We start from the raw sequence: 23,401 nt of genomic DNA, 5'->3' as shown, positions 1-23,401 counted from the left end.
CACCTTCCGCGCCACCCTGGCCTGGATCTCATGAACCACCAGACAGGCTCTAGGCGGCGCCTCCGCTTCCCTCTGAGGCTTTTGGGGTCGTGTCCGTCATAGGTCCTCACTGGGCTGCGTGCGCGCATTCTGGAAGGCCGGGCGTCACCACAGCGTCGCAATGACTGGCCCGGTGACAGCCGGGTGACGCAGCACCGCCGAAGCTTGCCGCCGAACGTCCGGCGGCCTGGGCCTCGCTCCACGGGTGGGATCTGTCGACCGATAGCTATCTTCGGTTGGCTTGAGGTCTTCCTGCACCTCGAAGGCGTCGGCGGCTGGCCGATTCAACAGAGGAGGTGGCAGATGACTCAGTTTGTGAAGGACGGCCACGCCGCCCCGATTGGCAGCTCGGCGACTTCCTGGAGGGTCGCGGACAACGGTCGCGAACTCCCCGGTACCAGTTCGGTGCCTTCGCGGAAGGGTAAGGTCGGGCGTGCATGGACTCAGCAGATCGAAGTGGCGGCCGCTGCTCTCAGGGCCCGCGTGCAGACGAGGCTCGTGGAGATCGACGACTCGGATGACTACAGGTCTGCTCACGTTACTGTTGAGAACATCTTCGATTTGCTCGAGCGAGCCTGCTGTGCTGCCCGTGGGGGAAACCCTCCTCGCCGCTTCTTTCTCAGCTGGTGGAGGGGAGCCGACGTCGAGGCCGCTTTCGGCTACTTGCATAAGGCCGAGGCGGAGGCCGTCAGGCTGTACGACGAGGACGAGGTCGAGGCTGAGATCCCGGCTGCCATCTCTCGGGTCGAAGTTGCACTTCAACGAGACGACCCGGTGCGCATCGAGGCGCGGAAGCTGTTGGAGCCGAACGGGAGGGGACTGCGAACTTTGCTCAAGAAGGTGGTGGAAGCTGGCTACGACGCGTCGGATCGTCAGCTTGCACGCATCCGCAATCTTCGCAACGTCCTTCTAATTTCCACCCTCCTCATCGCCGTACTCGGCGGCGTCTTCGGTGTGGTTGCGTCCCTCAACCCCTCCCTTCTGCCGTTGTGCTTCGGGCCCAATGCTCCGGGTGCGCCGCCGGAATATGTGGCTTGCCCAACGGGGGATGGCGACTTTCGTCAGCCAAGTCAGTGGGATATGGTGGCGGTTGTATTGCTCGGCCTACTCGGAGGTGCACTCGCCGCGGCGGTGTCAATCCGAGATATGCGTGGCACTGCCACTCCGTATGACATCCCAGTTTGTCTCGCGCTCCTCAAGGTGCCTACTGGTGCCCTCACGGCCGTGGGTGCTCTCATTGCAATTCGTGGAGAGTTCATTCCGGGCCTTAGTGCACTCGATTCGCAAGAGCAGATACTCGCGTACGCGCTAGTATTCGGTTACGCTCAGCAGCTTCTCACCGGGTCGATCGACAGGCGAGCGAGAAGTATCATGGATAACTTGGCAGGGCCGAAGGACCCGGAGCAGAAGCGGCCCCAGGCGGCTGTTGCGCAGCCCGCATCCACCACCAGCAGGCCGGCGGTAGTTGCGCCAACCACCAGCCCGGGACCGCCCCGAGCGACGCTGAATAGCCCGACGCCTCCGCCTCTCGGTGTGAGGCGTCGCCTGTGGTCGTGGGTCAGCTCGAACCGTGCGCGCTGAGGCGGCCGTCGACGAGCGCCTGTGACCGTCCCATCGGCCGGGCAGCGCCCCAAGACCGCGTGAGAAGAAGGCTCCTGCGGCCACGGTCGGGTCGTGGAAGACGATCGGCCCGACGGCGATACGCAGTTCCGCTCCAGTTGGCTCGGTGTGCTGGGAACTTCGGGTGGGTGCGCCAGCAGCGTCTTGAGGCGCATCGGGATCAGTGGATGCTGTGGGCCCTACATAGTCAGGTCACATACCCCCTGCTGGACGACACTCGGCGCGCTGGGACGCTGCACACCCTCCCGGGGCTCCGAAGTTGCCACCGCCGCCACCTCCGTCCGCCCTGCACCCCGGCACGACTGCTAACGGCTCACGATGAAGGCCTCGTTGCGACTATCGGGTGTCGGACCTGCCGATCACGTCCCGTGCCCTGTCACGCTCGGTGAGAACCAGGGCTCTCGCAAGCCTTTGCAAGGAAAGAACATCGGGGGGAACGATGACAACTCGCATCGGCGTCGCACGCTGTCGGCACACGGCGAACCATAGTGACGACCCGAGACGTCGCGACTACATCGTCGCCGTGTCCGGTCACTACCACGACGTCGAGCCGGCCGCCCTTCGTCCCGACGATCTCTGGAGCGCGGCTCTGTCTTGCCCCACATGTGCACGAGCGATCCTCGTGATGCTGATGGACAGCAAAGGCTGGGTGAACCGTCGGGTGGAGCGCGTGTGCTTCCATGACGATCGCACCGCAGTTCGTCGGGTCAGCTTGGACTATATCGTCCCTGGTGAAGCGCCCCGCTATAGATGCGGCATGGGCCGCACGGTGCGCCTCGTTCCACTCACGATCATGAGGCGCAAGACGCTAGTGAACTTCGGGGTCGAAGATATGGACGGGCAGCCGTTGTCGATGATCACACTGCGGCATAATCAGGCTTTGACCGAGCAGATGATCCTGGTCCTCGCCGAGATCACCCCGAATGTTTCGGAGACCTCGACACACGTCCTTGCTCTCGCGCACGATGTGTCTTTCGGGACGCAGGAGGAGATGTTTGAGGCCATTACACGGGCGAAGAACGGGCAAAGTGGACCGGATGCCCAGGCCCTCATGAACGACCCGGCGGCTGGCAACCTTATACAGCGCCTAGCTAACAACTTCATCCTACTGGTCACGGTTGATGACAACGGGCCGCACCGGCGGATCGCCCGCTACCGCTTCGACGAACCCCTCTCGCTGACCTACAAGCGTAGTGGATACAACACTGATACCAAACGATACGATAGGCCGGGCGAGCGCCTCGGGCCGTTGTCACCGTCTCGATTTCTCGCCGCGATCGGCTGGACCCCAACGATCATCCGCTTCCCCATTCCCTCCGCAGAGCTCGCACGCGGTTACCACTTCGAGGTGGAGGCTCCGGCGGGTGTCTCGATTGACTGCGCCTCGCTCGTGGCGGGTCGGCCAAACGAGGCATCGGAGCGCCCATCATGGGACCACGTGGCAGGCGGATTCCCGGTAGTCGGCCTGCATGCCCTCGATGTTCCTAATGGCTCGTTATCTAGAGCGCAGGTGCATCTGGGTGTGCACCGCCGGGGCTGGCTGACCGCGAGCCTTCTCGCATCGCTACTGAGCACAGTACTGCTGGGCGCCACATGGTGGGTCAGCTCGGGCGGCACGACGGGCCAGGTGCCGAGCGTGACGCAAAACCAGGTCGCCGCCGCACTGCTTTCGATCATGGCCGCAATCCTAGTATTTGTAGCAAAGCCAGCGGAGCACCAGATGGCGAGCCGGCTCGTGACGAGCGTACGCCGCGCAGCGGTGATCTCAGTGGTACTCCTGCTGGGAATTGGGGCGGTCGTGCTGTTCAGCCCGGGGCGCTGGCCGTGGCTTGTGCTCGTCGCGGCTGTAGCCGGGGCGGCGTGCTCCCTACTCATCGGGTTGGCGTGGAAGAGGGCGAAGCCGTCCACAAGTTCGATTTCCCCGTGGGAGCAGGGCCTCGGGGTCGCGGACCTGGCACAGCCGAGCTCTGCGGGGGTCTCGACGCTCGATGAGGCGCGAAGCAGCTTTGCCATCGACCGTCCCGCGGTCAAGGTCGAATCGTCCGAAGGGGATCACCGCGAAGCATTCACCTGGACCGAAGCGGTCGAGGAGGAGCTTCTCAGGCGGCTGTGTGCACCCCCACCGCCCCCCGTGGTCGTGCCGGCACCGCGCTCGGCCAGCCGATCGACCGTAAAGCGCCGAGCGGCCAACGGGCGAGTCTGGACGGTGTTGCGCCCACCGCCCGCCAGGAACTGACCATCGGCCAAGATGGAGACGTGCCCGATATGCTCGTACGTGGACGTGAGACCTCGTGCCAGAAACGCATGTTCGTTCGGTGAGTCAGACGAGTCTCGTGCTGCCACCCCACGTGGGATGATGTTCAGCAATCATCTGTCCGGAAGTCCGCCAATCCTGTGCGGCTCGCATCGCTTGTCGCCATCTGTTACATGCTTGGAGGTGTGCAACGTGGGAGTGCCGCACCATGAAGAGCCGGGAACCTCTCCTGGCCGACGGTCGCAGAAGAACGACATCGTTGGTTGGCCCAGAACGGCGGCGCCGCCCTTCGTTGACGTCCGCACCAAGGCCCCACAAGGAAGCTCTGCGCCCGCCTCCCCGGCAAGGCGGCCAGGTGGCGAGCCCACTCCAAGACGCGTTGCGGACCTGCTGATGAACGGCGCGCGCACGACCGACCCTGCCCAGCGGGCGGCGATATATCTGCTCCTCGAACAAACGAGCTTGGTCAGCCACCCGGCAATCGTGGACGTCCTGGTGCCCGTACCAGGCGCGTCAGAGCCCGCGGTCACCGTGAATTGGGCGAGAGCACTGGCGACGACGGACAGCGACGCGTCTGTTAAACCTGCCGACGCTACCGTCCTCAAAGCGGCGGCGTGTATCGCGCTCGGACAGCCAGTATTACTCCGAAACCTAGACGCGACACGCCGGTCGGCCATCGAGCGTGCCACCGAGAGTGCACACCCGCACGTTAAACCGACGTCGAGTGACCAGAGCCCATGGGCGTTGAATCACCGGTCGACGGCGCCGTATCCATCTCGGTGGCCGGGGGCTCAGACGAGTGACACGTCTGTCGAATAGCTGGTGATGGCAAATGGCGCATGGTGGCGGGCGCAGCCAGGTGCCACTCAACAAGAGCTTGGCTTCCCGCAGACGCGACTCGAATATTCCGAGGTCTTTGGCGATCGCGGCGACGGGCTGCTCGCCCAAGCGAGCCAGCTCGACGGCGCTACGCCGGTAACCACCGGGTGAGGTGCGGGCACGGACAACATCCTCACTGGCGGACCGGGTCCACCTCGGCTGACGTGTCCGGTGCCAGGGTCAACCTCCCAATCGAGCTCGCAGAAGAGAGGTATAGATGCTGACGTACTGAGTATGCGTGCGAAGCGGACTGTGACGCCCGGGTGACGGAGGCCTGCCACCATTTGCCTGCGTTGTTCCCGGGCGTGACGACGCTCAGTACCATCACCTCCGGGGTTGGCCAGACGTCCATTGGGGGTTTGATGCGCACCCAAACACGAATCGACGCCGACAGAGTGGGCGACGGTCGCATCGAGGCAGGGGCCGCGCACCGCGTCGAGGACGAGCCCAGCGCCGTGGGCGAACTAGACGGCAGCTATCGCGGAAATCGTGACAGTTCGCCGGGCCTCATGGAATTGCGGATCGACATTGGCGGTGCCGTCAGCGCCCCTCGAGTCAGCGGCGACATCTTCGGCGCGGCGGGCGGAACCACGAACTACATCGGTAGCTTCCTGATGTCCTCGCCCAGTATGACGGCCCGGGCGTCCGGCGTCCGGATCGAAGGCGAGATTACCTCGACCTGGTCCACGAGCCCGGAGCATCTCGAGGTGGACGTGGCTCGCTCCGCGACGGGGGCCCCCGGCCCCGCCGTGGTGCGGTGGAGCTCGGCGCAGGCACCGGACGGAGCATCGTGGACATGTGCTTTCGTCTCCACCCACTTCCGTACGGTCGCCATCGAGCTGGACTCGGTAGCGGGCCAGGTCCCGTTCGCCTCCTACGACCTCGGCTCTCTGCCTCTCCCGCCAGGCGAGCTGCGGCGGGTTCTGACTGTGTCGGGCGCCTTTGCTGAGGCCGGGATCGACCTGCGGCCGGCGGGCACCACCAACGCCGTCGCGAGCTCCGACGCCGGCTCGAACGCTCGATGGAGCGCAAGGGAACTCCACGCGGCGATGGTCAACAACTTCAGTCGCTTCGCCGATGCCCCGCAATGGAACGTCTGGCTGCTGGTGGCCACCGCCTTCGACGACCCTGATCCCGTGCGCGGGATCATGTTTGATTTTGCCACCGGCGACGGCTTCCAGCGACAGGGCTGCGCGGTGTTCAACGACCAAGTCGCAGGGACCGACGCCTCGACTCAGCGCGCGGCCCTGCGTACCTACGTCCACGAACTCGGGCACTGCTTCAACCTGCTCCATTCCTGGGAGAAGCACGTGGGGAATCCGCCGGCTCCGCTCGGACCCAATAACGGCCGGGGCGACCGATCGTGGATGAACTACGCGCAGAACTACCAGCCGCCGCCCCCCGCCCCGGGTGGCACCGCTGCGTACTGGAACGACTTCCGGTTCTCCTTCACCGCCGCCGAGCTGGTCCACCTGCGTCACGGCTTCCGCGAAGACGTGATCATGGGCGGGAACCCGTTCGGCACGGGCGCCGCCGAGCTCGACCCGGTGGTGTTCAACGCCCCGATCGACGACCACTCCGGCTTCACCTTGGAGCTACGGACGCGCGCGGTGTACGCCTACGGCGAGCCCGTGGTGGTCGAGATCAAGCTCGGCACGACCGACACCCGCGGCGCCGAGGCGGTGCCAACTCTGCACCCCCAACACGGCCTGGTCAGCATCGCAATCCGCCGCCCATCGGGGCGCGTTGTGCCCTACCGACCGATGCTGAGACGGTGCGCAGAGGACGCTCCGCCCCGAGGGCTGGTCCCGGGACGGGCCGCTTACGACAGCGCCTATATCGGGGCCGGAGCGACCGGTACCTACTTCGACGCACCTGGCGAGTACCAGCTCCGGGCTCGCTACATCGCCCCGGACGGCTCCCACGTGGTCTCGCCGCCGATCCGCCTGCGGATCCGTCCGCCACTGACCGAGGAGGACGAGCGAGTCGGTGAGCTGCTGAGCGGCCCAGAGCAGGGCCAGCTCCTCCAGGTGCTCGGGTCGGAGTCACCCGCGCTGCAGACCGGCAACGACGCCTTCGGCGAGGTCATCGCCGAGCACGGCCGGCATCCACTGGCCCTCTACGCCCGCCTAGCCCGCGGCTTCCCCGGCCGGCGGCCGTTCAAGGAGCTGACCGCCGAGAAGGAGATCCGTGTCCACCCGGCGCGTCCCGATGAGAGCGCGGCCCTGCTCGGCGAGGTCGTCCAGACCACGAAGGCGGCCGGTGTCGCCGGCCCCGGGCTAGACAACGTCTCGCTGAACCAGACCATGCGGGCGCTGGCCGAAGCAGAGGCGAGGAGAGGGCACACCGGGCGGGCCCACGAGGTGCTCGATGACATCGTGCCGACGTTGCGCGGCCGCGGGGTAGGTGAGCCGGTGCTACAGGGCCTCACCCGCGGCGTCGAGGACGCCCGCGCCGCCCTGCCCACGTCGTAGTCGAGAGCCGCTGCGCGAAGCTGGTGCACCGCCTCGAGCAGGGGCCGGCCGGCGGCTTCAGTTGCCGGCCGACCCTCTGCCGCAGGAGCGATGACAAGCGCCGCTGTTCGTGCACAAGTCCTCTCACCGCCCCTTGAACCGACTCTTCCGGAATCGAGTCCAGCTGAGGGTGTGACCGGACCGGGAGCTCGGTGGCCGATGCGTGCTCGTCCGGGTCGACGGCTCTGGCTCGACCAACGAGCTGCTGGACTGGGGACGACAGGTCCGCGATGCGCGCCAGCTCGCGCTGCCGTCGGTGGACGTCGGCGCAGGACTCGTCCAGGCTCCGCTGTGAGTCGACGCGCGTGGCCGCCCACCCGCGCCCACGCGAGCGAGGAGACGCCCGTACCCGGGAGCGAGAACACCATCAGGTGTCGTCGTCGTGACCATCGCTGGCAATCGGCGTCTCGACACCGCCGAGCTCGCCGACCAGATGCGTGAGGCGGGGATGACTGTCGATGCGGTCCTCGGCACGGTCGGGGTGGTCACCGGTACGGCCTCCCCGACCCAGGCGACCGCGGTGGCGGCGCTGCCCGTGTCCCAGCCGTCGAGCCCGACCGGACCGTGCACGCGTGGCGGAGGAGTCCGGACGACAACGGTGACTGTGGTCCGGGGCGACGACCGCCTCCATTAGAGGAAGAACACCCCGAAAGCGAGGACGACAAGCGTGCCTGCCGTCCACGCAGGCAGGCGCCGACGCCGGTCCTCGACAACCTTCTCCGCGACGACCACGACGGTCAGGACGGCCATCAGGAGCACGTCGTGCGTCGCGAGGGTCGCCGCCAGCATGATCAGCCAGCACGTACCGACGCAGGCGAGCCCGAGGCGGACGCCTTCCCGCGCGCAGGCCGCGTCTGCACGTCGACCCTGACCGGGGACTCGGCGGGTTCGATGGCAGGCAGCCAGGGAGTCTCGCCGTACCGGCGTCGCCACCCAGGCGGCCGCGACGAGCAGGAGGACGCCGGTGACCCACACCGGTGGTGTCCACGGCACGACGGACAGCACGGTCACGACGGCGAGACCCGGGATCGCCCAGACGGTGAGGTAGCCGGCCGCGAGGAGCCACGCGGCACGATGCCGTCGGTTCCACCGGCTGGTCAGGCTGGTCGTTCGCATCGCCGTTCGGAGCGACGGCAGCATCATCGCGGCGGCCATCACCAGCCACAGGCCCACCCCAGTCGCCCACGCCGAGACGGTCGGCGCCGTACTCGCTGCGGCGTCCCCGTGGTCCATCCCCGGCATCGCCGGCATGCCGTCGACGGGCACAACGCCGCTCGACGTGGCGCCGTGCGCGAGCACGAGGATCGCCCATGCGAGCACCGTGACCACCCCGAGCGTCCACTCTGGGTGGTACCAGTCGAGGCGCACCCACCAGGCCGGTCGCTCGGGCGCGACCGGGGCCGCACTCATTGGACGTAAACGCCCACGCGACCGACGTCGACCGGGGCCGACGCCAGGTCCTCGGTGGCGGCCTCGGCAACCTCGGCCTGGTCGGCACCGATGTCGTCGCGCTGGTCGGGGGGCACCGTCTCGGCCTCGACAGGGAGGAACGACACGGTCATCTCGTCACCCCACCGGCCGGCATCACGGAGCCTCTGGTAGAGATCAGTGATGTCGAAGGCAAAACGCAGTCCGCCGTGGTCGGTGTCGGCCCGCGCCGTCTGCTCCACCCCGAAGAAGTTGATCGGGCCGACGAAGAAGTCATCCTCGGTGGTCGGGTCCTGGTCCGGGGCGTGTAGGTAGACGTTGTAGGTGATGCTCGGGGCGACGGGACCACGCACGTCGTCGACAGTGAGGTAGACCCGGGTCGGTGCGGCTTCCTCCGCGGTCGACAGGGGTCCGGACGGCGTGCCCACCGCTACGGCCGCCCGGGTCGCGTTCCCGGCGAGGGTGATGTCATCGGCGGTCTCCCCGATGAGCTCGGCGGGCCGGTCGGGGACGTCGCGCTCGTGCGGGGACATGTCGGCCTCCAGGGGGCCGGGGACGGGCCCGGCGTCGTCGTAGAGGTAGCCCAGCGACGTGGTCTCACGCACCTCTTCCGCGGTCGACGTCGTGGGCGTGCCGTTCGCGTCGTGAAAATCGAAAGTCTGGTCAAGCCAGGCGGTGTCGGTCGGATCGGGCCCACCCCAGCGTGTCCAGATGTTGTCGATGTTCGCGTGGTGCAACCAGAAGATCGGGTCGAGGGGTGCCGTGTCGAACGACCGCATGAACGGGCCGACCCGGTTGTGTACCTGCCCGTGGGGGACGATCTCGAGCGTGCCCGGCACCGCGAGCTGGGACTCCCGGAAATGGTTCGGGGGCGTCTTCGCGCCGCCGAAAGCGGTGGAGGCCCCGTCGGGCGGGGACGTGAAGACGGTCTCGGCGAGTGCGGCGACCGACGAGGCGTCGCCGACGGTGAGTCGCGTAGTGCCGGCGTTGATGCCGGCGTCGCGCTGGGCGATGCGCAGGGGGTTGGGCGTCACGCCGTCGCGCAGAGTCGGCTGGCGGAACGACGGCGGCAGCACCCGTTGTGCGTCGCCGCGGTCGTAGCCCCAGTAGGGCAGGGCCCAGCCCTCGCGGGTCTCGTCGTCCACCTCGCCGTCGGGCAGCTTCTTGACGATGTCGCGGACGATGAGCTCGAAGTAGTGCAGGTAGGCGCGGTGCCAGGACAGGAAGAACCAGCTGTTGTGCTGGCACTGGTTGCGGAACTTGTCGGGGCGGTCGGTGGTGGCGTGGACCGCCGCCTGGTAGCGCCAGCTGGTCGGGTCGTGGGCCGGGCGTGCCCGCATCTCCTGCACCGCGAGCGCGTAGGCGTGCAGGATCGGGTGCCAGGCCTGCTCGTTCTCGAGCGACCACACCTCGCGTCGGACAATGGTCACGGCTTTCCCCCCTGTCGTCGGGCCGGATGCGGCGTCGCTGTCGCGCCCGCGATGTCCCTGGGCGGACGCGGGTCTGCTCGAAGGAGGGCCGGGGCGGCCCGGCGACAGCTCCTGATCCCAGATATCGCGACTCTGCGTAGTGTGCTCCTGGTCGCCGCTCTCCCGGAGCCTCCGAAAGGGTGGCGGTCGTGGCGTCCATAACCACGGAAGGTGCGCAGGTCCGCCGCGCTTCAAGCGCACACCTCCGTGCGTGACGACCGGGTGACGCGGGGCCTCGACTCTGGGCCACAGCATGTCCTGGTCGGCGACTCGAGGAGGCCGGCGATGACCTACGGACCCGATTCCCCGAGCGGCGGCTCGTCGGGAGGGTCGTACGGGGCACCCCCGACCCCGCCGACCCGGTCGCGGCGGCCGCTGTGGCTGACGTTGATCGTCCTGGCCGTCGTGGTGATCGGGATCTTGATCGCTGTCTTCTCTTGCTCGCGGCCCACGCCCACGACCTACGGCCAGCCACCGCAGCAGCCGTATCCGCAGCAGCCGTATCCGCAGCAGCCGTATCCGCAGCAGCCGTATCCGGAAGAGCCGTACACCTACCCGACGACGACCACCACGAGCACCAGCGCCCGACCGCCGACACGCGTGGACGCGGGCAGCGGCGGGGACCGTGACGCCGCCGGTGCCGCCGGCGATGCAGCGGGGTCGATCGCCGTCGGCGTGCTGGGGTTCGTCCTCGCGGGCACGGGGGTCGTGGCGTTCATGCGGCGTCGCCGCGACCAATGACCCGCGGCGGCGCGGCCCTGCCCCTCGTCGCGGTGGTCACCGGCGTTGCCCTCGCCGTCTGGGGCTTCGACCTGGCGCCCCGAGCGGTCGACGCCGACATCGACCTCGGCGTCGTCCCGCCGACGGCCTCCATCGCGTCGACACCACCCTCGCTCCCCGCGCTGGTCACGTCGGCCCGGGCCACGGCGGCGGAGACCCCACCGGGTCCACCGACGCGGCTGCTCATCCCCGCGCTCGACGTCGACGCCCCGGTGGATCCTGTCGACGCCCCCGGCGCCGATCTGCAGGTGCCCGACGACCCCGCGAGGGTCGGGTGGTGGCGCGCAGGCGCGTCCCCGGATGGCGGGTCGGGCTCAACTCTCCTGGCCGGCCACGTCGACACTGCCGCCGACGGGCCCGGCGCCCTCTTCCTTCTCGACCGCCTGGGCCCCGGCGACGCGGTGTCGGTCCTGACGACCTGGGGGGAGGTCCGCTACGTCGTCGCCGCCGTGCGGCACTACGCGAAGCCGGAACTTCCCGGCGACCTCGCGAGCGCCGCCGGACCGGCCCGCCTCGTGATCGTGAGCTGCGGCGGCCCGTTCGACCGCGTGCGCCGCACCTATCTCGACAACGTCGTGGTCTTCGCGACCCCGGCCTGAGCCCCGGGCAACGGGCGGCCGACCGCGAGATCAGTCCTCCGGCATCCGCCGGCGCAGCCACGCGGCCACGGCGTCGAGGATCTCGGCGTGGCTCGTCACCGGTCCTGCCTCGGGGAGCTCTTCGTCGGACGAGCCCGCGAGGACGCGTCCGCGGAAGCTCGGGTGGCAGTCGGGCTCACGCCACACGGAGATAACGAGCACGGCGTCCTGCCGGTCTCCTGACACTTCCACGTGGCCACCGTAACGCGGTCATGATGTTGACGACGCCAGTGGAGCACGAAGGTGTCACCGGTCCGTCATCGAGCACGCCGCCGAGATGATCTTTGTGAGGTGCCCGCTCGGTTCGATTCCCAGCTCCCGACGGACCAGCACCCGGTACTCGTCGAAATGGCGCAGAGCCTCGACGACATTGCCCTCGCGCAGGTGTATCCCAATCACCACCCGGCGCGCGCTCTCGCGGAGGGGCTCGAGACCCACGGCCTGGAGTGCGGCGTCCAGCGCCTCGCGCCAGCGGCCCTCATCCGCCCAGAGCGTCGCCAATTCCTCGAGTGCGTGCATGTGGAGCTGGCGCAACCGCTCCCGCTCGAGGACGACCCAATCGTCGTCCCACTCGGGGAGCAGGTCTCGGCGTTCGAGGACATGCTCACCGTGGGTGCAGAGCGCGGCTCCGACCGATCGGTCCCCCCGCGTCAGCGACCGAATCTCGCTCAAGAACACGTCGACGTCGACCCACACGTCCGGGGCGAGGCGCACGACGTCGGTGCGGGCACACAGGACGTCGGTGTCCCGGCCCAGCCGCCACATCGCCGTGCGCAAGCACCCCTGGGCGCGCCGCTCGGTCGCCTCCGGCCACAGGTATCCGGCGATCCGTCTCCTCGTCATGGGTCCTCGGAGGGCGAGAAGGGCGACGAGGCGCCGGGCCGTCTCGGACAGCGTCGCGGGGCGCCCGTGGTCGACGAGGTGGAAGCCGCCGAGCAGGCGGAGGGCACACCGGCGCTCCTCCGGTCGCCCGACACTCGCCGTGGCGGGCACGTGAGAGGACGAGACGCTCACACCGGCCACCCCCCCGCGAGACGGACTGCCGCGTTATCGTGCAGAGGAACCGTGGGGGAAATCAACGCCCGTGGGGACGACGAGAATGGCGCAGACGGGTGACGATTGCCGGCGCCGTCCGACGAGAATCGCAGCGTCGACGGGACGTCACTGCCTGTTGATCGCGAGAACCGTTTCTCCGCGGAGGTTTCGTTCAGGCGCGCGCCAATGGGGATGGCCGCCAATGCTCTCGCGAACCCATTCTGAGCGGCGCCAGCAACGCGGGCGAAGGGTCGACGTGGAGCTCGCGTCGCAGCAGCCGTCGATAGGTCTCATACGTGCGGAGCGCCTCGGCCCGGTTCCCTTCGGCGATGTGCGCCTCAATGAGGGCGCGCTGGGCGCTCTCCCGCAACGGCTCGGCGGAGACCGCGAGGAGCGCTGCGTCGACGGCGTCGGCGGCGCGGCCGGCCTCCGCGAGCCGGCGGCTCAGTGACTCGAGGGCGTGCAGCGTGCGCTGCCGCAGACGCTCGCGTTCGTAGAGCACCCAGTCCTCGCACCACCCTGGCAGCAGGTCGAGGGCGTCGATCCAGGACGGCCGGACGGCGAGGTCGTCGATGCCCGGTACTCCGTTGATCAGGCGTTCGGCCCACGCGTGGACGTCGCGGATGTCCACTGCCACGCCCTCGTGCAGGCCGAGGGTCCACTTGTCGGCGTCGAGCACATCGATGTCGGCGCAGCGTAGTCGCCACAGGGCAGACCGCAGGTTTCCGCCGGCGCGGTCGTCGCCACCGTCCGGCCAGAGGGCGCCGGCCACCTGGCGACGGTCGATGCGCCGACGGTGGAGGGCGACGTAGCCAAGCAGCCGCTTGCTGCCCTCGGGTACCGCGCGCCGACGGCCGTCGACGGTCACCGTCGGACCCGTGAACAGGTGCAGCACGGTGCGTCCCGAGGCGCCCTCGGCGTCGCCCGTGGCTCCCTCCGTCGCCTCGACCATGGCAGCCTCCCCGTCCCAACGGCGCGGTCGACGGTAGGCCGCAGCCGTCACTGAGCTGTCACAGACGTCCGAGGTCGCTGCGCCTTAAGGGTGGATCCCCCGTGCCACGCAGCTCGGTCACGCTGCATCACCAGTCGGGCGTGCTCAGCGGGCCACCCGACGAGGGGGTGCGGCTGACACCGAGCCCCCTGCTACGGGGAGGAGTGCGCCGGGTGACATCAGGCGAACGTCGCCGCGAGGCCGCTCCGGACCGGCGCGTCCGGTGGGCCGCCCCGCGCTCGACGCCCCTCGGTCTACTCGAGGAAGATCAGCTCGCTCGGGTGGAGGACGAGCTTGACCGTCTGTCCATGCACGTGCAGGACGTTGTCGAATCCCGTCACCGCTGTGGTGTCGGTCCTGATGACGCGGCCGCCGTGGGTGTCGACGTAGGCCAGGAACCCCGAGAGGTCGGGATTGCCGTCGTTGACCGCCAGGTAGTCGACGAGGCGGCGGAAGAGCTTCGGGAGGACGAGTCGCTCTTCAGTGATGGTGTCGATCGAGGTGAGGGTCAGGCCCGTGAGCGTGGCGTCGTCCCGCCACACCCCATGCTTTGCGGCTTGAGCCTTCGACGCCGCATCGGCCAACGTGCCACGCAGGTCGGCGAAGAGCGACGAGTAGAAGGTCACGTACGCCCAGCCCTCGTCCACGAGGTGGTGGTTGATGCTCTCGCGAACCTTCTCCCCGGTGAGGAAGAACGCGGGATCGTCCTGTGCAGTCTCGTCGGAGAACGCGAACGCGATGCACCGCCCGTAGTCGTCGGTGGACCTGGTGGCGATGTGGCACGGGACGGTCTCCGGCTCGGACTCCGTGACGGTCTCGCCCGGTCGGCGCTCGACGCGGGTGAACCCGAGCAGTTCCAGAGCGCGGCTCGCGGCGCCCTTTGCCGACGGCGGCGGCTGGTGGAGCGGGCCTGTGCCGCCGACGGGCGGCGTGTAGTGCGTCTCGGGGGTGTCGATGCCCTCGAGCCGGAGCTGGGCACCACCGCCCGCGTTGACCCGGACGCGAAGCCCTGCCTTATCGAAGGCGTCCTCGTCGTCGGGATAGAAGCGGAACGAATCACCGTCGGGCGCGGTGCCAACGATCCGTGACTGACCCTTGATGAGCGCGTAGGGCATGGCCGCCACCCCCGGTTCGCGAATTCGTCCCGCTCCGTCCATCTGGCTGGACAGCATCGATCGGTCTCGTCACGGAGCCGGCACGGCATCGTCACCCCGTCGTCGGACGCGCTCGGTCGGGACCGCCGCGATGACTTAGGTCTGTACGGTCGGTCGCGGCAACGTCTCCGCCTCACCTCGTGCGTCGCACCATGAGGAAGACGGCGTCGGGATCGTCGTGCCGGACGGGGTAGACGCCGCCCGGCGTGTCCGTGTCGCCCAGGTCCAGCCGTGCCATCAGCGCCCGGCCCCGTGCCGCCGCCAGCGGCTCGCCGGCCGCGTCGCCGCGGTCGCCACGACGTCGACCGATGAGAAGGAGCCAACCGACTCGGTCGCCGAGCGGAGCAGCCGGGTGGCGTTTGCGTCGTCCGCGGGTTCCCAGCAGTCGAACTGGACCTCGGCCGTGGGCGGCTGCGCGGCAGCGGCGTCCACCTTCTGCTGATAGCGGCCACGCGGCACCGATGCCTCCAGCACGTAAATGCCCATTGTCGCGGTCTCGCGGGCGTCCGGCGCCGGCTGCTCACGCAGGCCCTGCAAGGTCGGACCCCGAACATCTGCGGTTCCCGCAGGAACGCCAGCCAGCCCTAAGCCGCAGACACCTGGAGCGGGACTATGGCGAGGATTGCACAGCCAGCCGATAATCTCGCCGCGCAGGTCGAGCCGGCCGTGCTGTCCGTCCGGGACCCCGGCCGCGCTCGGGGCGTTGCTGTGCGGCGCCCACCGACCGGCCCTGGGGGCACCGGATCGTCCACGTCGCCGACCCCGATGGGCTTGTTTGTCGAGTTCGCGCAAGAGATCCCGCGGGCGCGCGGCCGGGGGCCGTGACGGCCCACCGCCTGCCCGCCGCGTCGCTGTGACGCACTCGTGACGGGTGGCCCGGACATTGGCCTCAACGTGAGCTACCTGTGGGAATGAGGAAGAGCCGATGCCGTCTGCGTTGACGTTTCCCGGGGTCTACGTCGAAGAGATCCCCAGCGGGGTGCGGCCGATCACGGGGGTGAGCACGGCGAACACGGCGTTCGTCGACTACTTCCGCCGCGGCCCGATGAACGTCCCCACCCGCATCACCAGCCTCGCCGATTTCGATCGGACCTTCGGTGGGATCGACGCGCAGAGCGAGGCGAGCTACGGCATCGCGCAGTACTACCTCAACGGCGGTTCGGTGGCCTGGGTGCTCCGGGTGGCGGGCGGCACGGGCGATAACGCCCCGAAGAAAGCCACGCTGACGTTCACGGGCAAGACGGGCGATGATACGCAGGACAGCCTGGTCTTCTCGGCGGCGTCCGAGGGCACGTGGGCCAACAAGGCCATCGAGGTCGCGGCGATGCATGTGACCCCGGACCCCGACGAGGAGCCGCCCGCCGACCCGCCACCCGCCGACCCGCCACCGGCCGACCCGCCACCGGCCGACCCGCCACCGGCCGACCCGCCACCGGCCGACCCGTCGCCCGCCAGGGACGAGCCTTTCAACATCTTCGTCCGCGAGCTCGCCCTGGACGCGAACGGCCAGCCCGTCGTCGACGGCACCGGCGCGAAGGTCGTGCTCCGGTTCGAGGCATTTCGCGGCCTGTCGATGGAGGCGAACTCCCCCAACTTCGTCGCCTCGGCACTGCGCGGCTCCGAGCTGGTCACGGTGCGGGTCGCCGACCCCAAGCAGGTGGAAAACCAGCCTCCGGTGCCTGCGCCTCCACCCACGACCACTAATGGTGGACCGACCGGCAACCCGACCAGGGATTCGTGGTTCCCGCTGGGCAACGGGTCGAACGGCACGGTCCCGGCGTCGGCCACCGATCTGCTCGGTGCATCGGAAGAGCACCTCCGCACGCTCGACACGATCGCCCCCGAGGTGTTCAACATCCTTTGCCTCCCGGCCGCCGCGCGGAAGGGGGTCGAGGACACGGCACGCAAGGACATTTACGACAAGGCACTCAGGTACTGCATCACGAAGCGCGCATTCCTGCTCGTGGACATCCCGGGTTCCGTGACGACCCCGGCAGGTATGCGGCGGGCGCTGAACAACATCACCACCGACAACCACTCCGCGGTCTACTTCCCCCGGCTGTCCATGCCCGACCCGCTGGACGGCGGCCAGCCCCGCGACGTCGCGGCCAGCGGCACGATCGCCGGGATCTACGGACGCACCGACGTGGCCCGCGGCGCCTGGAAGGCCCCGGCGGGCACCGAGGCCGTTATCGTCGGCGCCGACCTGGCCACCGTGATCTCCGACGACCAGAGCGGCCAGCTGAACCCGCTGGGCGTCAACGTCCTCCGCAACTTCCCGATCTTCGGGAACATCGTCTGGGGCGCCCGGACGCTCGATGGCGCCGACACCAAGGCCAGCGAGTGGAAGTACATCCCCGTCCGCCGGACGGCGCTCTTCATCGAGGAGAGCTTGTTCCAGGCGCTCAAGTGGGTGGTGTTCGAGCCCAACGACGAGGGGTTGTGGGCGCAGATCCGGCTCAACGTCGGCGCGTTCATGAACAACCTGTTCCGCCAGGGCGCCTTCCAGGGCCGCACGTCGCGCGACGCGTACTTCGTCAAGGTCGACAAGGACACGACCACGCAGAATGACATCGACAACGGCATCGTCAACGTGGTGGTCGGGTTCGCGCCGCTGAAACCCGCCGAGTTCGTGGTGCTCAAGATCCAGCAGATGGCCGGCCAGGTCCAGGTCTAGGGAGGCCATCGTGGCTCAGTTCACCGTCAACCAGAACCGGTTCGACCCGTACAAGAACTTCAAGTTCCGCGTGAAGTGGGACGGGCGCTACGTCGCGGGCATCTCCAAGGTCGGCGCTATGAAGCGCACCACCGAGGTGGTCAAGCACCGCGAAGGCGGCGACCCGTCGACCAGCCGCAAGTCCCCTGGTCGCACCGAGTTCGAGGCGATCACGCTCGAACGCGGGGTCACCCACGACACCGAGTTCGAGAAGTGGGCGAACAAAGCGTTCCAGGTGGGCGTGGGCGGCGCGGGCTCCGGGGCCGAGGTCTCGCTGGCCGATTTCCGCAAAGACGTCATCCTCGAGGTCTACAACGAGGCCGGGCAGCTCGCGATCGCCTACAACCTCCTCCGCTGCTGGGTCTCGGAGTTCCAAGCGCTGCCCGACCTGGACGCCAACGCCAACGCCGTCGCGATCCAGCACATCAAGCTGGAGAACGAGGGCTGGGAGCGCGACCAGACCGTCGTCGAGCCGACCGAGCCCACCTTCACCAACCCCGGCGTCTGACCATGCCGTCGGCGGACTGGCGTGACCCGACGCCCGCCGCGCTTCTCGACGTCTGGGAGCACGGCGGGCGCTTGTCCTCCACCCGGCGGGCGCTCGCGCTGCTCTCGGTCGTCGACGAAACGGACTGGGCCGAGCGCGGCGTCGGGGAACGCGACGCCGCCCTGCTCGACCTGAGGGAGCGGCTGTTCGGGCCGCTCCTGGCCGCGGTCGTTGCGTGCCCCGGATGCGCCGAGCGCCAGGAACTCGCGTTCCGCGTGGGGGAGATCCGGGCAGTGCCCGATGGCGGTCAACTCCACCTCGGCGTCGACGGGGTCGAGCTCACCCTGCGCCTGCCGACCAGCGCGGATGTCGAACGAGCCGCTGCCACCGGCGACGTCGAGCAAGCGGTGGCGGAGCTCCTGCGCGCTTGCGCGCCGGGGGCGCCCGCCGCTGCGCTGGCGTTGGTCGAGGAGCGGATGGCGCGGGCGGACCCCCAAGCCGACGTCACCTTCGCCCTACGGTGCGACGCGTGCGGCACGGCGTGGTCGGCTCCGTTCGACGTCGCCGCCTTCCTCTGGGCCGAGCTCGACGCCTGGGCCTGGCGGCTGCTGGCCGACGTCCACCGACTCGCCTCCGCCTACGGCTGGAGCGAGCCGGAGGTGCTGGCGCTCAGCCCGCAGCGCCGCGCGATCTACCTGCAGCTGGTGGCCGGGTGAACGGCTACCTGCACACCCTCGCCCGACGGGCGCTCGGCGAGCCCGCGCCGGTGCAGCCGCGCCTCCGGTCGCTTTTCGAGCCCGACGCCGTAGCGCCGTGGGCGGAGGTCGCGGCCGGTGTGGAAGACCGCACACGCGCAGCGCCACCGCCCACACACCTCGGGCTGGAGGCGGTGGCTCCGCGGGCAGCGGTCGACGATCTCGCCCGAGTGCGGGCCTGCGCGGGTGATCCAGCATCGGGTGATCCAGCATCGGGTGATCCAGCATCGGCGGCCGTCGCGCCGTGGGCGGCGTCCGACGCGTCCCCACAGCGGGCGGCGTCCGACGAGTCCCCGCTGGCGGCCGAGGCGACCCAGGCGGCGGTCGACCACGCGCCGCGAGCGGACGACGTGGCCCGAGGGGCCGACCGTGCGTGGTCGGACGCGGCCGACCGGCCTTCACGGGCTCCAGAGCAGATCCTCCTGGCGTCGAGTGCGGCCCGTCGGGCATCCGACCACGCCCATGTGACGGGGTGGTCGGGGGCCGACGAGATCCGGCGCGCGGCGGCAGGCCCGCAGCCGACGGCCGAGACCGTGAACGTCGCGCAGCCCATCGTGACGACCGCTGCACCCCGGGCGGGAGCACCCACTGCCAGTTCACCGCAGGCAGGACCACCCACAGCCAGCCAAGAGGTGGCGACCCGGCCCGCTGTTCGCCGGGCGACTTCGCGCGGCCCCGCCACGCCCGTGTCCGAGCGCCAGCCGACCGCAGTCCCCCCGCCGTTAGGGCCGTCCCACCAGAACGCGCTCACGCCAACCGGCGAACTGTCGGCGCCGCCGAGCACCGTTCGCCCCGCCGCAGGGTCCATCCTACAGCTGCCGGACCCACCGCAGGCCGCGCGCCGCCGGGCACTGACGCCCGACCCGGCACCCGCCGTGCGCGGGGCGCCGCCGGATCCACCCGTCCCGATACTGCGCCCCGGTCCCGTCCCCCGACGGGCGAGCGCCCTCGCCGCCGCTGAGCAACCCGTCCCGCCCGCGCCCTCCGTGACCGTGACGATCGGACGCATCGAGGTGCGAGCCACCGGCGGGCGGCCGCCGACGACCACAACCGCTGTGACCCCCGAGCAGCGGGCGGAGCAGCGGGCCGTCAACCTGCAGGAGTACCTGCGGCAACGCACCCGAGGAGGTCGGACGTGAGCAACGCGCTGTCGGTGTCCGCGGTGACGGCGGCCCTGCGGGACCTGCTCGACCGGGCGATCCACGACTCGCCGCCCGGCACCTCGGTCACCACACTGCCGCCCGACAAGGCGCGCGACACCCAGCTCGGCAACCAGCTCAACGTGTTCCTCTACCACATCGCACCCGACGCGAGCTGGCGCAACATGGCGGTTCCCGGTCCGGTACGCACCGGCATAGATGCCCGCCCGCCGCTGCCGCTGTGCCTCTACTACATGATCACCGCCTACGGCCGGGACGACAACGAGGTCCTCGGTCACGAGGTGCTCGGCCGCGCGATGAGCTCCCTGCACGACCACCCCGTGCTCGGCCCGGCCGACTTCGCCGCTACCGACGACGTCCGCAACCAGCGGGAACGGCTGCGCATCACGTTCCAGCCCCTCACGCTCGACGAGATGTCCAACCTGTGGACGACCTTCCCCGGCGACTACCGGATCTCGGCCGCTTACGAGGTGTCCGTCGTGCTGATCGACAGCACGCTGCCCTCGGCGACGTCGCTGCCCGTCCTCACCCGTGGACCCGACGACCGCGGCGCAGACGTGCTCGGCGGCCTCGAGAGCCCGTTCCCGACGATCGACGCCGTCGCTGTGCCCGACCCGAGCGGCGCTGCGGCTCTCGGCGACGTCGTCCGGCTCACCGGGCACCGCCTCGGCGGCGCCACCAAGCTGCGGCTCAGCCATCCGCTGCTCGCTGCCCCGCACGAGTTGGACGTGCAGGGAGGCGGGACGGACCGTGAGGTATCGGTCCTGTTGCCGGAGACAGCGGCAGCCGCGTTGCCGTCAGGGGCGTACACCGTGCAGTTGGTCGTGCCGGGCACGCTCGAACAGACGTCCAACAGCATCGCGCTCGCCCTGGGGCCGCGGATACTGACCGTCACGCCGAGCGCCGCGGCGGGCGGTTTGACCGTGACCGTGAGCACCGTCCCGCGTGTTCGCGTCGAGCAGCGGGTTCGGCTGCTCCTCGCCGACCGCGAACTGTTGCTCGCGCCACCGCCGGAACCCCTCGATCCGCCGTTGCCCCCGGGTACTGCGGTGTTCACCGGCACCGGGGTTCCGGCGGGCAAGTACCTCGCGCGGCTGTCGGTCGACGGCTTCGTCAGCCGGGTCGTCGCGCCCGGTTCGGACCCGCCTCGGTTCGACTCCACGCTGGAGGTGACCGTTCCGTGACCGATCTGGCCTCCTGGGACCAGCGCAACGAGGACTACCTGGCCGCATCGGTCGCCAGGACCCGACTCCTGCTCGAACAGGCGGTCGCCCGCCAGAGGCCCGCCGAACGACAGGTAATCACCTCGCCCGAGCCGCCCCGCCGTTGGCTATTCCGCACTCCGGACGAGCGGCCCGCGCTCGCCACCGCGTCGGAGGTCCCCGTCCCCGAGGTGGAAGCCGCCGTCGAGCCGCCGCCCGCCCTCGTGCTGCTCGGCGACCGCTTCAGCCTGACCCCGTTCGAGCGCAACGTGCTGCTGCTGTGCGTCGCGATCGAGCTGCAGCCCGGCCTCGCCGCGCTCTGCGGCGATGCGCAGGGCGACCCGCGCCTGTCCTACCCGACGTTCGCGCTCGCGTTCACCCTCTTCGACGACCCGACGTGGGAACCCCTGCTGCCCGACCGGCCACTGCGCCGCTACCAGCTCGTCGAGGTCCACCAGCCGCAGCCCACCGTCCTCACCGCGGCCGCCCTCCGCGCGGGCGAGCGCACCGTGGCGTTCGCCAAGGGCATCAGCTACCTCGACGACCGGCTGGCGCTTCTGCTCACCCGGCCGCCGGACGAGTCCGACGGAGAGCCGGGCAGCGTCGTGGCCGTCGTCGACCGGATGCTTGCCGAAGTGAACGCCGTCCGACCGGGCTACGAGCCGGTGGTGGCGCTGCTCGGGGCGGAGTCGACGAGCAAGCTGCTCGTGGCGCAGGCCGCCTGTCGACGGCTGGAGCTGACGCTGTACCAACTGCCGTCAGCGCTTCTGCCCGCCGACCCCGGCGAGCTGGAGCTGCTGGCCCGGCGGTGGGAGCGGGAGAGCATGCTCTCGCCCGTAGCGCTCTACCTGACGGGCGCGGGCCCGGCGCTGGACCGGCTGGTCGCCCGAACGTCGGGCACGGTCTTCGTCGACACCCACGACGTGCCGTCCGCGCCCGGACGCACGGTGGTGGTGAGCGAGGTCGTCGGACCGTCGACAGCCGAACAGGAAGCGGTGTGGTGCACGGAGCTGGACACCGAAGGGCAGGCCGCGGCTCCCGGGCTCGCCAATCAGTTCCACCTCCCGACGCCGACCATCCGCCGCATCGCGCAGACAGCGCGGCGCGGGGTGGGCGGGAGCGTCGCGGACCGGGCCTGGTCGATGTGCCTGGCCGAGACCCGCCGCGGGATGGACGCGCTGGCCGAGCGGGTCGAGTCGAGCGCGGGCTGGGACGACATCGTGCTTCCCGATCGGGAGCTGCGCCTCCTACGGACGTTGGCCGACCAGGTGGCGCAGCGTCGTCAGGTCTACGAGACGTGGGGGTTCGGCGCGAAGAGCTCCCGTGGCCTCGGCATCAACGCGCTCTTCACCGGGCCGCCCGGCTGCGGCAAGACCATGATGGCCGCGGTCATCGCCAACCACCTGCGGCTCAGCCTGTACTGCATCGATCTGTCCAAAATAGTCGACAAATACATTGGGGAGACCGAGAAGAACCTGGCCCGGGTGTTCGACCAGGCCGAGCACCGCGGCGTAGTGCTCTTCTTCGACGAGTGCGACGCGCTGTTCGGCAAGCGCACCGAGGTGCGCGACAGCCACGACCGCTACGCCAACATCGAGAGTAGCTACCTGCTGCAACGGCTGGAGGCCTTCGGTGGCCTGGCGATCCTCGCCACCAACATGAAGAGCGCGCTCGACCCCGCCTTCATCCGCAGGCTCCGCTGTGTGGTCGACTTCCCGTCGCCGGGGCCCCGGGAGCGCACGCAGATCTGGCGCAGGGCCTTCCCGGCCGAGGCCGAAACCGATGGCATCGACGCCGAACGGCTCGGACGGCTCAACTTCACCGGCGGCAACATCGTCACGATCGCCGTGAACGCCGCGTTCCTCGCCGCCGCGCAGGGCGTCCCGATCGGGATGCCGCACGTGCTCGACGCGGCCCGCACCGAGGCGCACAAGCTGGAGCGGCCGTTCAGCGAGCGGGACTTCGAGCTGCTCGCGGTGGGCGGATGAACCTGCACATCGAGCGGATCGTCGTTTACGGCGCCCGATTGGGGCCCGAGGACGAGCGCGCGCTCGGCGCGGCCGTCGCCGCCGAACTCACCCGGCTCCTCACGGTGGGCGGGCCGCCGCCCGCCCGCCCCGCCTCCGTACTCGCCGCGCCGCCGGTGAGCACGGCGACCAGCGGCGCGGCCTTGGGCGTCGGCATCGCCGGCGCGGTGTATCGAGGGCTGGGCGGAGATGGGTAAGGCCGCCGCCGTTGAAGCCGCACCGGCCCGCTCGGCCCCGGTGCGGCGCTCTCGCGG

At 69.7% G+C, this 23,401-nt stretch carries 19 protein-coding genes; 12 read left to right on the top strand and 7 right to left on the bottom strand.

Features of this window, described 5'->3' with window-relative positions; all coding sequences use genetic code 11:
* Window positions 1-342 precede the first annotated feature (342 nt).
* From PH189_RS25705 to PH189_RS25690, 4 genes are all read left to right on the top strand, one after another.
* A complete protein-coding gene (locus PH189_RS25705; RefSeq protein WP_274191698.1) occupies window positions 343-1,620 on the top strand; it encodes a hypothetical protein in 1,278 nt (425 codons plus the stop codon).
* 661 nt (window positions 1,621-2,281) lie between these two features.
* Window positions 2,282-3,895, top strand: coding sequence for a hypothetical protein (locus PH189_RS25700; RefSeq protein ID WP_274191697.1), 1,614 nt, complete (start codon window positions 2,282-2,284; stop codon window positions 3,893-3,895).
* A gap of 1,202 nt (window positions 3,896-5,097) precedes the next feature.
* Window positions 5,098-7,266 (top strand): zinc metalloprotease, encoded by a 2,169-nt coding sequence (locus tag PH189_RS25695; RefSeq protein ID WP_274191696.1) that lies wholly within the window; start codon window positions 5,098-5,100, stop codon window positions 7,264-7,266.
* Between the two features lie 202 nt (window positions 7,267-7,468).
* A complete protein-coding gene (locus PH189_RS25690) occupies window positions 7,469-7,600 on the top strand; it encodes a hypothetical protein (RefSeq protein WP_274191695.1) in 132 nt (43 codons plus the stop codon).
* 335 nt (window positions 7,601-7,935) lie between these two features.
* Here PH189_RS25690 and PH189_RS25685 read toward each other — a convergent pair whose 3' ends face one another.
* Both PH189_RS25685 and PH189_RS25680 read right to left on the bottom strand, forming a co-directional pair.
* Window positions 7,936-8,715: a copper chaperone gene (locus PH189_RS25685; protein WP_274191694.1), complete on the bottom strand. Its 780-nt coding sequence runs from the start codon at window positions 8,713-8,715 to the stop codon at window positions 7,936-7,938.
* Entirely contained in the window at window positions 8,712-10,163 is a 1,452-nt protein-coding gene (locus PH189_RS25680) for a tyrosinase family protein (RefSeq protein WP_274191693.1), read from the bottom strand. Before PH189_RS25680 ends, PH189_RS25685 begins: the two co-directional genes overlap by 4 nt.
* 324 nt (window positions 10,164-10,487) lie before the next feature.
* Between PH189_RS25680 and PH189_RS25675 the strand changes: the two genes are divergently transcribed.
* Both PH189_RS25675 and PH189_RS25670 read left to right on the top strand, forming a co-directional pair.
* Window positions 10,488-10,943 carry a hypothetical protein gene (locus PH189_RS25675; RefSeq protein WP_274191692.1) on the top strand — a complete coding sequence of 152 codons (456 nt, stop codon included), beginning with the start codon at window positions 10,488-10,490 and terminating at the stop codon, window positions 10,941-10,943.
* Window positions 10,940-11,581 (top strand): class F sortase, encoded by a 642-nt coding sequence (locus PH189_RS25670; RefSeq protein WP_274191691.1) that lies wholly within the window; start codon window positions 10,940-10,942, stop codon window positions 11,579-11,581. Before PH189_RS25675 ends, PH189_RS25670 begins: the two co-directional genes overlap by 4 nt.
* Before the next feature lie 30 nt (window positions 11,582-11,611).
* Here the strand turns inward: PH189_RS25670 and PH189_RS25665 are convergent, their stop codons facing one another.
* The 5 genes from PH189_RS25665 to PH189_RS25645 form a co-directional block, all read right to left on the bottom strand.
* Window positions 11,612-11,812 carry a hypothetical protein gene (locus PH189_RS25665; protein ID WP_274191690.1) on the bottom strand — a complete coding sequence of 67 codons (201 nt, stop codon included), beginning with the start codon at window positions 11,810-11,812 and terminating at the stop codon, window positions 11,612-11,614.
* A 54-nt stretch (window positions 11,813-11,866) separates the two neighbouring features.
* Entirely contained in the window at window positions 11,867-12,613 is a 747-nt protein-coding gene (locus tag PH189_RS25660; protein WP_274191689.1) for an AfsR/SARP family transcriptional regulator, read from the bottom strand.
* 214 nt (window positions 12,614-12,827) lie between these two features.
* A complete protein-coding gene (locus PH189_RS25655; protein ID WP_274191688.1) occupies window positions 12,828-13,550 on the bottom strand; it encodes an AfsR/SARP family transcriptional regulator in 723 nt (240 codons plus the stop codon).
* Between the two features lie 350 nt (window positions 13,551-13,900).
* Window positions 13,901-14,761 (bottom strand): thermonuclease family protein, encoded by an 861-nt coding sequence (locus PH189_RS25650; protein WP_274191687.1) that lies wholly within the window; start codon window positions 14,759-14,761, stop codon window positions 13,901-13,903.
* A gap of 276 nt (window positions 14,762-15,037) precedes the next feature.
* Window positions 15,038-15,337 (bottom strand): hypothetical protein, encoded by a 300-nt coding sequence (locus PH189_RS25645; RefSeq protein WP_274191686.1) that lies wholly within the window; start codon window positions 15,335-15,337, stop codon window positions 15,038-15,040.
* Between the two features lie 388 nt (window positions 15,338-15,725).
* Here PH189_RS25645 and PH189_RS25640 point away from each other — a divergent pair, with 388 nt between their 5' ends.
* The 6 genes from PH189_RS25640 (at window position 15,726) to PH189_RS25615 (ending at window position 23,344) form a co-directional block, all read left to right on the top strand.
* Window positions 15,726-17,477, top strand: coding sequence for a phage tail sheath family protein (locus PH189_RS25640; protein WP_274191685.1), 1,752 nt, complete (start codon window positions 15,726-15,728; stop codon window positions 17,475-17,477).
* 10 nt (window positions 17,478-17,487) lie between these two features.
* On the top strand, window positions 17,488-18,024 hold the full coding sequence (locus PH189_RS25635; protein ID WP_274191684.1) for a phage tail protein: 537 nt from the start codon (window positions 17,488-17,490) through the stop codon (window positions 18,022-18,024).
* Between the two features lie 2 nt (window positions 18,025-18,026).
* The gene (locus PH189_RS25630) at window positions 18,027-18,719 is read left to right on the top strand and encodes a hypothetical protein (RefSeq protein ID WP_274191683.1); all 693 of its coding nucleotides are present in this window, start codon (window positions 18,027-18,029) and stop codon (window positions 18,717-18,719) included.
* A gap of 1,174 nt (window positions 18,720-19,893) precedes the next feature.
* Entirely contained in the window at window positions 19,894-21,102 is a 1,209-nt protein-coding gene (locus PH189_RS25625) for a Pvc16 family protein (RefSeq protein WP_274191682.1), read from the top strand.
* Complete coding sequence (locus PH189_RS25620) at window positions 21,099-23,108, top strand: ATP-binding protein (protein ID WP_274191681.1); 2,010 nt, start codon at window positions 21,099-21,101, stop codon at window positions 23,106-23,108. Before PH189_RS25625 ends, PH189_RS25620 begins: the two co-directional genes overlap by 4 nt.
* Complete coding sequence (locus PH189_RS25615) at window positions 23,105-23,344, top strand: hypothetical protein (RefSeq protein ID WP_274191680.1); 240 nt, start codon at window positions 23,105-23,107, stop codon at window positions 23,342-23,344. Before PH189_RS25620 ends, PH189_RS25615 begins: the two co-directional genes overlap by 4 nt.
* The last annotated feature ends 57 nt before the right edge of the window (window positions 23,345-23,401 follow it).

Source organism: Actinomycetospora chibensis (assembly GCF_028737215.1).
GTDB classification, from domain to species: domain Bacteria; phylum Actinomycetota; class Actinomycetes; order Mycobacteriales; family Pseudonocardiaceae; genus Actinomycetospora; species Actinomycetospora chibensis.
Note: the sequence above shows the minus strand (reverse complement) of the source record. Positions and strands in the feature narration are given on the sequence as shown.

Coding starts and splice junctions, on each gene's coding strand:
- PH189_RS25705 (WP_274191698.1), top strand. CDS start 343: ATGACTCAGTTTGTGAAGGACGGCCACGCCGCCCCGATTGGCAGCTCG.
- PH189_RS25685 (WP_274191694.1), bottom strand. CDS start 8,715: ATGAGTGCGGCCCCGGTCGCGCCCGAGCGACCGGCCTGGTGGGTGCGC.
- PH189_RS25675 (WP_274191692.1), top strand. CDS start 10,488: ATGACCTACGGACCCGATTCCCCGAGCGGCGGCTCGTCGGGAGGGTCG.
- PH189_RS25670 (WP_274191691.1), top strand. CDS start 10,940: ATGACCCGCGGCGGCGCGGCCCTGCCCCTCGTCGCGGTGGTCACCGGC.
- PH189_RS25650 (WP_274191687.1), bottom strand. CDS start 14,761: ATGCCCTACGCGCTCATCAAGGGTCAGTCACGGATCGTTGGCACCGCG.
- PH189_RS25640 (WP_274191685.1), top strand. CDS start 15,726: ATGCCGTCTGCGTTGACGTTTCCCGGGGTCTACGTCGAAGAGATCCCC.
- PH189_RS25630 (WP_274191683.1), top strand. CDS start 18,027: ATGCCGTCGGCGGACTGGCGTGACCCGACGCCCGCCGCGCTTCTCGAC.
- PH189_RS25615 (WP_274191680.1), top strand. CDS start 23,105: ATGAACCTGCACATCGAGCGGATCGTCGTTTACGGCGCCCGATTGGGG.